At 73.0% G+C, this 10,344-nt stretch carries 9 protein-coding genes; 7 read left to right on the top strand and 2 right to left on the bottom strand.

Annotation, left to right across the window (positions count from 1 at the left end):
* Positions 1-111: 111 nt before the first annotated feature.
* Positions 112-1,332, bottom strand: a complete 1,221-nt coding sequence (locus Aut01nite_RS02215) for an MFS transporter (protein ID WP_043532291.1) — start codon at positions 1,330-1,332, stop codon at positions 112-114.
* A 74-nt stretch (positions 1,333-1,406) separates the two neighbouring features.
* Between Aut01nite_RS02215 and Aut01nite_RS02210 the strand changes: the two genes are divergently transcribed.
* Entirely contained in the window at positions 1,407-2,402 is a 996-nt protein-coding gene (locus Aut01nite_RS02210) for a LacI family DNA-binding transcriptional regulator (protein WP_204037415.1), read from the top strand.
* A 472-nt stretch (positions 2,403-2,874) separates the two neighbouring features.
* Here the strand turns inward: Aut01nite_RS02210 and Aut01nite_RS02205 are convergent, their stop codons facing one another.
* The gene (locus Aut01nite_RS02205) at positions 2,875-3,474 is read right to left on the bottom strand and encodes a hypothetical protein (RefSeq protein ID WP_043532293.1); all 600 of its coding nucleotides are present in this window, start codon (positions 3,472-3,474) and stop codon (positions 2,875-2,877) included.
* 170 nt (positions 3,475-3,644) lie between these two features.
* Here Aut01nite_RS02205 and Aut01nite_RS02200 point away from each other — a divergent pair, with 170 nt between their 5' ends.
* The 6 genes from Aut01nite_RS02200 (at position 3,645) to Aut01nite_RS02175 (ending at position 10,337) form a co-directional block, all read left to right on the top strand.
* On the top strand, positions 3,645-4,931 hold the full coding sequence (locus tag Aut01nite_RS02200; RefSeq protein WP_043532295.1) for an efflux RND transporter periplasmic adaptor subunit: 1,287 nt from the start codon (positions 3,645-3,647) through the stop codon (positions 4,929-4,931).
* 80 nt (positions 4,932-5,011) lie between these two features.
* Positions 5,012-5,734 (top strand): response regulator transcription factor, encoded by a 723-nt coding sequence (locus Aut01nite_RS02195; protein ID WP_052164517.1) that lies wholly within the window; start codon positions 5,012-5,014, stop codon positions 5,732-5,734.
* Entirely contained in the window at positions 5,731-7,158 is a 1,428-nt protein-coding gene (locus Aut01nite_RS02190) for a sensor histidine kinase (RefSeq protein ID WP_052164501.1), read from the top strand. The genes Aut01nite_RS02195 and Aut01nite_RS02190 overlap by 4 nt, the downstream gene beginning before the upstream one ends.
* Positions 7,159-7,222: 64 nt before the next feature.
* Positions 7,223-8,401 carry an efflux RND transporter periplasmic adaptor subunit gene (locus tag Aut01nite_RS02185; RefSeq protein WP_043532297.1) on the top strand — a complete coding sequence of 393 codons (1,179 nt, stop codon included), beginning with the start codon at positions 7,223-7,225 and terminating at the stop codon, positions 8,399-8,401.
* Positions 8,398-9,138, top strand: a complete 741-nt coding sequence (locus Aut01nite_RS02180) for an ABC transporter ATP-binding protein (protein ID WP_043532299.1) — start codon at positions 8,398-8,400, stop codon at positions 9,136-9,138. Before Aut01nite_RS02185 ends, Aut01nite_RS02180 begins: the two co-directional genes overlap by 4 nt.
* Positions 9,135-10,337, top strand: a complete 1,203-nt coding sequence (locus Aut01nite_RS02175; protein ID WP_043532301.1) for an ABC transporter permease — start codon at positions 9,135-9,137, stop codon at positions 10,335-10,337. Before Aut01nite_RS02180 ends, Aut01nite_RS02175 begins: the two co-directional genes overlap by 4 nt.
* Positions 10,338-10,344 lie beyond the last annotated feature (7 nt).

The following is a 10,344-nucleotide window of genomic DNA, read 5'->3' as shown; positions in this document are numbered from 1 at the left end:
AGGGGGCGCCTGCCGTGGCCGCCGCGAGGCACGGGACGTTGCGTGGCCCGTACCGAGGCATGGTGTGAGAGAAGCGCCGCGGACCGGAAGCGGACGACCGCCGTAGCGGTATCAGGCGGGGACCGGCTCCGGCGTGGGGGTCCGGGCGTCGAGACGGAAGCTGAACAGGGCGAGCAGCAGGCCCGTGACGGTGAGGGCGACGCCCAGCCACACCGAGGACAGGTAACCCCAGCCCGCGGCGATCACCGTGCCGCCGAGGGCGGCGCCGACGGCGTTGGCGATGTTGAGGGAGGACTGGTTGACGGCGGCGCCCATCAGCTGTGCGCCGGGTGCGACGGCGATCAGCCGGGCCTGCAGCGCCGGAACGATGTAGAGGCTGGCGGCGCCGACCAGGAACGCGCCCAGGAACAGGCCGATCGGGTGGGCGGCGGCCAGGCCGAAGAACGCCGCCGACGTCAGCAGGCCGGCGAATCCGGTGAGGACGGCGCGGCGCAGGTCGCGGTCGGCGGCGATGCCGCCGGCGGCGATGCCGAGGGTCATGCCGAGGCCCATGGCGGCCAGCACCCACGGGACGGTGCTGTCGGACAGGCCGGTGACGTGGGTGGTGATCGGCGCGATGTAGCTGTTGACGGCGAAGAACCCGGCGGTGCCGACGGCGACGGCCGCGGCGACGAGCCAGACCTGCGGCGAGCGGAAGGCGCGCAGTTCGGCGCGTGGTGAGCCGCCGGTCGCGGCTTCGGAGCGGGGTACGGTCGTGAGCACCGCGACCAGGCTCAGCGCGAAGACGGCGGCGACCGCGAGGTACGCCGCCCGCCATCCCTGGCTCTGCCCGAGCACCGTGATCAGCGGGACGCCGGCGAGGTTGGCCGCGGTCAGGCCGCCGATGACGATCGAGACGCCCTTGCCCTGGTTGCCGGGGCCGAGCAGGTCGGCGGCGAGGATGCCGGCGGCGCCGAAGTAGGCGCCGTGGGCCAGTGCCGCGACGAACCGGGCGGCCAGCACCAGCGTGAACGTGGGGGCGAGCGCGGACGCCGCGGTGCCGGCCACGAACAGGGCGAGCAGCCCGAGGACGAGCCGGCGGCGCGGCATCCGGGCGGTGAGGACGGCGATCGTGGGCGCGCCGGCGACGACACCGAGCGCGTAGATCGTGATCATCCAGCCGGCTTGGGCCAGCGCGTCCGGGACCGAGGCGGCGTAGGCCGTGGGGAGCAGATCGCGGGCGATCTCGGGGAGCAGGCCCATGGCGACGAACTCGGTCAGGCCCAGGCCGAAGCCGCCCAGGGACAGGGCGAGCAGGGCCGCCCAGCGGCGGCCGGGGGTCGTTTCTTCCACGGGCGCCGACGCTATAACGTTCTAGTAGTCAGCGCTATAGAACGTTCTAGTAATCACAACGTACGATCGGGCGCATGCAGTCAGCGGAGCGGCGGGCCACCCTCGCCGACGTGGCCGCCGCGGCCGGGGTGTCGGTGGCCAGCGTGTCGATCGTGATGCGGGGCGCGCCGGGCGTCGGGAGCGCCACCCGGGAGCGGGTCCTCGAGGTGGCGGGGCGGCTCGGATATCAGCCGGACAGTCGAGCCCGCCTGTTGCGCAGCGGGCGCAGCCGCCTGCTCGGGGTCGTCTTCGACGTGCGGCACCCGTTCCACCACGACCTCCTCACCGGGCTCTACGACGCGGCGGAGCGGTCCGGCTATCAGCTCACGCTCAGCGCGGTCACCCCCCGGCGAGGCGAGCGTACGGCGGTCGGCGACCTGCTCCAGGACCGGTGCGAGGCGCTGGTGCTGTTCGGCGGGCAGTTGCGCGCTTCCGAGCTGGCGTCGATCGCCGCCCGGCTGCCGGTGATCGCGATGATGCGCGGCGCCCGCCGCCGGGACGTCGACGTGGTGCACAGCGACGACGCCCTCGGCTCGCAGCAGGCCGTCGATCATCTGGTCGCGCTCGGGCACCGGCGGATCGCGCACGTCGACGGCGGCACCCTGGCCGGCTCGGCCGAGCGGCGCACCGGCTATCAGGAGGCGATGCGGCGGCACGGCCTGGGGGAGCACGCCCGGATCGTCCCCGGCGGCGCCGGTGAGGAGGACGGGGCCCGGGCCGCCGAGAGACTGCTCGCCGACCCGCCGACCGCGGTCACCGTGTTCAACGACCTGAGCGCCACCGGCCTGCTCGACGTGCTGCGCCGCAACGGCCTGGACGTGCCCGGCGACGTGAGCGTGGTCGGCTACGACGACACCAGCCTGAGCAGGCTCGCCCACATCGACCTCACCACGATCGCCCAGGACGTCGACGCGATGGCCACCGCCGCCGTCGACCGCGCCGTCGCCCGCATCGAGCAGACCACCCCGGGCCCCCGCGCCGTGATCATCCCCCCGCGCCTGGTCGTCCGCAGCACCACCGCCCACCCCTGAACCCCGCCACCTGGTGGTCCGCAGCTCCACCGCCCACCCTGAACCCCGCCACCTGGTGGTCCGCAGCTCCACCGCCCACCCTGAAACCCCGCCGGCCGGTCTGAGTGCTGTCCCGGCGACGCTGAGACAGCCATCCGTGTCCTTGCGACGCCCGTGCCGTTGGTGGAAGTCGGCCGCTGGGCGCGGTTGACATGATGCTTTCGATCAAGGCGTGAGCTGCGGGGATGGCCGACTTTCGAGTCAGAACTCAGAACCAGCCGGAACCACCGCTACAGCCCGCAGCACGCGCTGCGGTCTGATGGCCGGCAGACCTCGCGCGGTGGCCACGGGGAGGTGTGGTCGCGCTCGGGGCGGCTCACGGCGTACCGGAAACGGGGTTGGAAAGACAGTGACCCCGCGCCTGCCGTGAGAGAGACGCGGGGTGACCGTGCCGGCGTCGCATCGACGGGGGGACCGCGACGCCGGCACGGGGTCAGGAGCCGGTGGGCTTCAGGACGGCGCAGGTCTCGGTGGCCTTCTTCACCGTGGCGTTCGTGGTGTCGAGGTCGGCCGTGTCGGTGACGCCGTTCTCCTTGAGGCAGTTCTCGTAGGCGGCGCCGGCGTTGCCGCCACCGGCCGGGGCGCCACCGTTCTGGCCGGGACCGCCGCCGTCGCCGCGGCCCGCGCCCATGCTCGGGCGGACCGCCGCGCACGCCTCCTGAGCCTTCGTCCAGGTCGCGTCGTCGACGCCGTCAGGCTTGCCGAAACCGCCTCCACCGGGGAAGCCGCCGCCGCGCTGACCGGCGCTGCCGGAGGGCCGGGGCTGGCCGGACGGGCGGGCCGCGCCGTCGGGGGCGCCGGACGGGCGTGCGCCGCCGGGACCGCCGGACGGCATCGTGATGGTGACGCCGTTCTCGTCGAGGCAGCTGATGTAGGCGGCGAACGGGTCGGCGCCGCCGTTCTGCCCGGCGCCGCCGGTGGCGCTGTCCGTGCCGGCGTCGTCGGAGCCGCAGGCCGCGGTGAACAGCAGGGCCGCCGAGACGGCGACGATGGCTGCGGTACGGCGCGGCGCCCTCAGGCTGATCACCGGCACGTGTGTCTCCTTCGTTCACGATGGCGTGGGACGTGTGAAGGAGAACCGGCGCACCTGTGCGGAAGGTCGGACGACCCTAGGAGTCACCTAGGAACGCCTTCCCGCGCTCCGAGCGAACTCCCAGGCGGGACCGAGCCCGCGGCGAGGACCGGTGGCCACACTCGGCGACCATGGGTGTTGCACTGGCCGGTCGCCGGCGTCTGATCCGGCTCGCGGTGGCGGTCGTCGTGCTCGCGTTGCTCGCCTTCGGCGTGGTGCGTGCGCTGACGGCCGGCGCCGCGCGGGAGGTGACGCCGGCGGCCGGGACCGTCGCGGTCGACAGGGGTGCGGTGACCACCGAGGTCGCCACCACCGGCACGGTGCAGGCGGCGCAGACGCGGAGCCTGTCGTTCGGGGTGAGCGCCGAGGTGGAGACCGTCATGGTGCGGGCGGGCACGACGGTGACGGCGGGCCAGGTGCTCGCGACCGTCGACGACACGGACGCCGCCGAGGCGGTGGCGGACGCCGAGGACGCGCTCGACGAGGCGCGGGACAGGCTGGACGAGGCGCGGGACGCGGCGACCTCGACGTCGGCCGCGGCCACGCCGGCCGGGTGCGACGTGGCGGCGGCCTACACCATCGGCGCGTCCGCGTCCCCGAGCGCCACCGCGTCGCCCTCGCTGACGGTTGCCTCGCCGGTCCCGGCCCGGACCGCGACGGCGAATCCCACCGCGACCGGCACGAGGACGGCGAAACCGACCGCCACGGCGACGAGGAGGCCGGGTTCCGGCGGATCCGGCGACTGCTCGGCGACCGGGGGTTCGACCGGTTCGACCGGCGGGGGATCGGGTGCGCGGAACGGGGTGGGCTCCGGCACCGACGCGATCCTCTCCGCCGAGCAGCGGGTCAACGCCGCCGAGGTGACCCTGGAGGAGGCCGAGGAGCGGCTGGACGGCACCAGGATCACCGCACCGATCGCCGGGAAGGTGATCTCGGTGAGCGGCCGGGTGGGCAGCGCGGCCGAGTCCGGTTCCACCTTCATCACCCTCGCCGACGTCTACGACATGGAGATCAGCGCCGACTTCCCGGAAGCCGACGCGGACCGGCTCGCGGTCACCCAGAAGGCCGTGATCACTCTCGCCGACCGGGCCGGCGAGACGTTCGGCGCGACGGTGGCGCAGGTCGACCCGGTCGGCACCAGCGACGGCACGCTGACCCGGTTCGGGGTGCTGCTCTCCTTCACCGAGGCTCCGGGCGAGCTGCTGGTCGGCCAGAGCGCCGGCGTCCGGGTGACCACCGGCAGCCAGGAGAACGTGCTGCGGGTTCCCAGCACGGCGGTGCACGACGTCAAGGGGGACGGTGGCATCGTCCTCCGGGGCGGCGCGGAGGTTCCGGTGCGGCTGGGGCTGCGCGGGGACACGTACACCGAGATCGTCTCCGGCGTCGCGGAAGGCGACGCGGTGGCCCGGTCCTGGTAGCGATCTCCCGTCCCGCTCATAGCCGATTCAAAGAGAACGCTGATAGTTCTAGTGCGGTGCACACCGAAACCCGTGGTTCCGTGACGTCGATCGATCCCGCGGCGCGGCCGTCCCGCGTCCTCGTCGTCGACGACGAGCCGAACATCTCCGCGTTGCTCAGCGCGACGCTCCGGCTCGTCGCCTTCGACGTGCGGGTGGTCGAGTCGGGACACGGCGCCCTGATGGCGGTGCGAGAGTTCGAGCCGGATCTGATCGTCCTCGACGTGATGCTCCCGGACCTCGACGGCATCGAGGTGGCCCGGCGGCTGCGGGCCGCGGGTCACCGGGTCCCGGTCCTGTTCCTCACGGCCCGGGACGCGGTGGAGGACCGCATCCTCGGGCTGTCGGCCGGCGCGGACGACTATGTCACCAAGCCGTTCAGTCTCGAGGAGGTCGTGCTACGGATACGCGCGATCCTGCGCCGCAGCCTGCCCGAGGAGCCGCGGGAGGACACCGGGATGCTGCGGTACGCGGACCTGGAGCTCTCCGAGGACGCCCACGAGGTACGGCGGGCGGGCCGGCTGATCGAGTTGTCGCCGACGGAGTTCAACCTGCTGCGGTACCTGATGATCAACGCGGGCCGGGTGGTCAGCAAGGCGCAGATCCTGGACCGGGTGTGGAAGTACGACTTCGGCGGCGACGGCCGCATCGTGGAGTCCTACGTCTACTACCTGCGCCGGAAGATCGACAAGACGGATCCGCCGCTGATCCACACGGTGCGGGGGGTGGGGTACGCGCTGCGGCTGCCCCGCGACGGGGAGTGACTCCCTGGCGTTACTGGACGCTCAAGTCCAGGCTGGTCCTGGTCGTGGCGGTGCTGTCCGGCGTGGCGCTCGTCGTGGCCAACGTCGCCGGCGTCCTGCTGATAACGAAATATCTGGAGAATCGCATCGACGACCAGCTCATCGGCATAAGCAGGCCGTTGTCCGAATCCAGCCCCTCGGGTTTCGGCCCGCGCCCGGGCCGGTTCCGTGGCCTGGGCCCGGACCAGATCATGTACGTCTACCACGCCGACGGCACCCTCGACACCGCCCGCAGCACACCGGTCGACGACACCAGGCCCGCCGCCGACCTGCCCGCCTCCGCCGCCGGCCGTCCCTACACGGTCTCGTCGGCTGCCGGCTCGGACTGGCGCGTCCTCACCGTCGACATCGGCGACACCGGGGAACGCGCCCTGGTCGGCTACTCCCTGGTCGAGGTGGAGCAGACCACCGAACAGCTCGTCCTGATCGACGCCGGGGTGCTGCTGCTGGTGCTGACGGCGCTCGGGTTCGGCGCCGCCTTCGTGGTACGGATCGGGCTGCGGCCGCTCACCGCGATGGAGGCGGTGGCCGCCGACATCTCCGGCGGCAACCTGTCCGGCCGGGTTCCGGACACCGACCCGCACACCGAGCCGGGCCGCCTCGGTCTGGCCCTGAACGCCATGCTCACCCGGATCGAGGGAGAGGTCGAGGCGCGTACCGCCTCCGAGCAGAAGCTGCGGCAGTTCGTCGCGGACGCCTCGCACGAGCTGCGGACCCCGCTCACCTCGATCCGCGGGTGGGCCGAGTTGTACCGGCGCGGCGGCGCCCCGCCCGGCCCGCAGCTGGACGAGACGATGGCGCGGATCGAGGCCGAGTCGGCCCGGATGGCGGTGCTGGTCGAGGACCTGCTCCGGCTGGCCCGAATGGATCAGCAGCGCACCCTCGACCTGCGCCGGGTGGACCTGCTGGAGATCGCCGCCGACACCATCCGGGACGCGCACGCCCGCATGCCGGGCCGTCAGGTGCTGCTGGCCGGTCTGGGCGACGACGACTTCTTCGAGCCGGCCACCGTCCTCGGCGACGACCACGGGTTGCGGCAGGTCGCCACGAACCTGGTGGCGAACGCCCTGCACCACACCCCACCGGGGACGACCGTCACGGTACGGGTCGGGCTGTCCACCGGTGACGACGGCCACCCGGTGGCCGTGCTGGAGGTGTGCGACGACGGTCCCGGCGTGCCGGCCGAGCACGCGGAGCGGATCTTCGAGCGGCTCTACCGCGCCGACTCGAGCCGTTCCCGCACCAAGGGCGGCGGTTCCGGGCTGGGCCTGGCGATCGTGGCGGCGATCGTGCGGGGACACGGCGGCGACGTCGTGCTGCGCGAGACCCCGGGCGGCGGGGCCACCTTCCGGGTGGAACTTCCGGCCGTCGGTGACGCGGCGTGAGTTCTGAGGTGGCTCCCAGGTTGCGCCGAAGCTCCTCATAGCCCCGGGCCCGAGAGTGTGCGGCATGAAGGTACGTCTGAGCCGCCACCCGTCTCTGGTGGTCAACGCCGTGATCGGCGTCGCGCTCGTCGCCGGGGCCGCCACGGTGTACGAGACATTCTCCTCTTCCGGCGGCGGGGCGACGGCGGCGACGGCCTCCGAACGTACGGTCACCGTCCAGCAGGGCACGGTCACCAGGACCGCGACCGCGGACGGCACCCTGGAGAGCGCCGGCACCGCGAGCGCGACCTTCGAGACCAGCGGCACGGTCACCGCGATCCACGTGAAGGTCGGCGACCAGGTCGAGAAGGGTCAGGCGCTGGCCAGGGTCGACCCGGCCGCCGCGCAGCGCGCCCTGGACGCCGCCGAGGCCGACCGGGACGCGGCGCGGGACGCCCTGGACCGCGCCGAGACCGCCGGCTCGGACACCACCGAGGCCGAGAACGAGGTGGCCCAGGCCGAGCTGGCCGTGGACGAGGCCGAGTCGGGGATGGACGGGACGGTGCTGACCGCCCCGATGGCCGGCACGGTCACCGCGGTCGACGGCACCCTCGGCGGCTCCGCCTCCGGCTCGTCGTCCAGCTCGTCCGGCGCGTCCGGCGGCTCGGCCGGCAGCGGCAGCGGCAGCTCGTCGTCGTCCAGCGGCTTCATCGAGATCGCCGACCTGACGAGGATGCAGGTGGCGGCGAGCTTCGCCGAGGCGGACGCGACGAGCCTCAAGGAGAAGCAGGTCGCCACGGTCACCTGGAACGCGCTCAGCGGCGTCTCGCAGAGCGCCCGGGTCGCCGCGATCGACCCGTCCGCGACCACCTCCGACAGCGTGGTCACCTACGGCGTCACGCTCACCCTCGACAAGGTGCCGGCCGGCGCCAAGGTCGGCCAGACCGTCTCGGTCTCGGTCACCACCGGCTCCAAGGAGAACGTGGTCCTGGTCGACGCGGCCGCCATCACCAGGGCCGGCAACCGGCGCACCGTCACGGTCGTCGCGAACGGTGTGCGGGAGACCCGGGCGGTGCAGATCGGCCTGGAGGGCGACGCGGGCACCGAGATCACCTCCGGGCTCACCGCGGGCGAGCAGGTCGTGGTCAAGACCACCTCGACCAGCACCAGCGGCAGCCAGCAGGGCGGCGGCATGATGGGCGGCGGCGGCCTCGGCGGCTTCTCCGGCGGCGGGGGCGGCCCGGGCGGCGGCGGTGGCCGATGAGCAAGCCGGTCCTCCAGGTCACGAACCTGAAGAAGATCTACGGCGAGGGTGAGGCGACCGTGCACGCGCTGCGCGGGGTCTCGCTCACCGTGCAGCGCGGCGACTACGCGGCCATCATGGGCTCCTCCGGCTCCGGCAAGTCGACCCTGATGAACATCCTCGGCGCCCTGGACGTCCCCACCTCCGGGCGGTACCTGCTGGACGGCGTGGACGTCAGCGGGCTCTCCGACGGCCAGCTCGCGCTGGCCCGGAACCGGCTCATCGGCTTCATCTTCCAGTCGTTCAACCTGATCCCGCGGACCACCGCGGTGGCGAACGTGGAACTGCCCCTGGCGTACGCCGGGGTCCAGGCGAGGGAACGCCGCCGCCGCGCGATGGAGGCCCTCGACGTCGTCGGTCTCGCGGCCCGCGCCGACCACGAGCCCAACCAGCTCTCCGGCGGCCAGCAGCAGCGCGTCGCGGTGGCCCGGGCCCTGGTCACCGAACCGGCCCTGCTGCTCGCCGACGAGCCCACCGGGAACCTGGACTCCCAGTCCACCGACGACGTGCTGCAGGTCTTCGACGATCTGAGCGCGGCCGGCCGGACCATCGTGATCATCACGCACGAGGACGAGGTCGGCGCCCGCGCCAAGCGGCTGATCAAACTGGTGGACGGCTCGATCGTGACGGACGAGCGGCAGTCGCCGTTGCACCTGCCACCGGTGGGCGCCGCGATGGCCGGGCGGCACGCGCGATGAACTTCGTCGAGGTCGTACGTTTCGCGTTGCGCGGCCTGAGCGCCAACAAGCTGCGGTCCGCGCTCACCATGCTCGGCATCCTGATCGGTGTCGCCGCGGTGATCCTGCTGGTCGCGGTCGGCAACGGCTCGGCCAAGGCGATCAGCGACCGGATCGAGGCGCTGGGCACCAACACCATCACCGTGATGAGCACCGGCCGTGGCGGCTCCAGCAGCACCTCGCTCACCAGGGACATGGCCGACGCGCTCGTCGACGCCGAGTTGGCGCCGGACGTCAGGTCGGTGTCGCCGGTGGTCAGCTCGTCCTCGGCGACGATGACGTACGAGGGCGCCGACCACGCGGTCGCCACCTTCGTCGGGACCACGCCGGCCTGGTTCACCGCGTCCAGCACGCCGGTCGGCAGGGGGACCGGGTTCACCTCCGACGACGTCGACCAGGGCCGCCGGGTGGTGGTGATCGGGCAGACCGTCGCCGAGGAGCTGTTCGGCGGCATCGACCCGATCGGCGAGCAGGTCACCGTCGGCGGGGCGCTGTTCACCGTCGTCGGGGTCCTCGAGGAGAAGACCTCCACCGGCTTCCAGGACGCCGACGACACCGCCGTCGCGCCGCTCACCGCGGTGCAGCAGGTGCTCACCGGGTACGGCCCGCTCACCTCGATCATCGTGGAGGCGAACGACCCGGACGACGTCGACGCGGTGCAGAGCCAGGTCGCCACGATCCTGAACCAGAGGCTCGATGTGCCGGAGTCGAGCGGCAGCACCCCCTACCGGATCCAGAACGCGTCGTCGCTGCTGGAGACGCAGACCGAGACCGCCGACACGTTCACCACCCTGCTCGGCGTGGTCGCCGCGATCAGCCTGCTGGTCGGCGGCATCGGCATCACCAACATCATGCTGGTCACGGTGACCGAGCGGACCCGGGAGATCGGCATCCGCAAGGCGCTCGGCGCGCCCCGCCGGGTGATCCTGACCCAGTTCCTGATCGAGGCGAGCCTGTTGAGCGTGCTCGGCGGCGCCCTCGGGGTGGCCGCCGCGCTGATCGGCGCCCGGTTCGAGATCGTCGGCGTGACACCGGTGATCGTGCCCAGTTCGATCGGGTACGCCGTCGGCGTGTCCATCGCGATCGGGCTGTTCTTCGGCGGTCTGCCCGCCGCCCGCGCCGCCCGCCTGCGTCCCATCGACGCGCTGCGCTACGAGTGAGGACCCC

The sequence above is a fragment of the Actinoplanes utahensis genome, assembly GCF_016862455.1.
GTDB lineage: Bacteria > Actinomycetota > Actinomycetes > Mycobacteriales > Micromonosporaceae > Actinoplanes > Actinoplanes utahensis.
Note: the sequence above shows the minus strand (reverse complement) of the source record. Positions and strands in the feature narration are given on the sequence as shown.

What these genes read in the sequence shown, in the direction of transcription:
- Aut01nite_RS02210 (WP_204037415.1), top strand. Translation starts at nt 1,407, where the DNA reads ATGCAGTCAGCGGAGCGGCGGGCCACCCTCGCCGACGTGGCCGCCGCG.
- Aut01nite_RS02200 (WP_043532295.1), top strand. Translation starts at nt 3,645, where the DNA reads ATGGGTGTTGCACTGGCCGGTCGCCGGCGTCTGATCCGGCTCGCGGTG.
- Aut01nite_RS02185 (WP_043532297.1), top strand. Translation starts at nt 7,223, where the DNA reads ATGAAGGTACGTCTGAGCCGCCACCCGTCTCTGGTGGTCAACGCCGTG.
- Aut01nite_RS02180 (WP_043532299.1), top strand. Translation starts at nt 8,398, where the DNA reads ATGAGCAAGCCGGTCCTCCAGGTCACGAACCTGAAGAAGATCTACGGC.
- Aut01nite_RS02175 (WP_043532301.1), top strand. Translation starts at nt 9,135, where the DNA reads ATGAACTTCGTCGAGGTCGTACGTTTCGCGTTGCGCGGCCTGAGCGCC.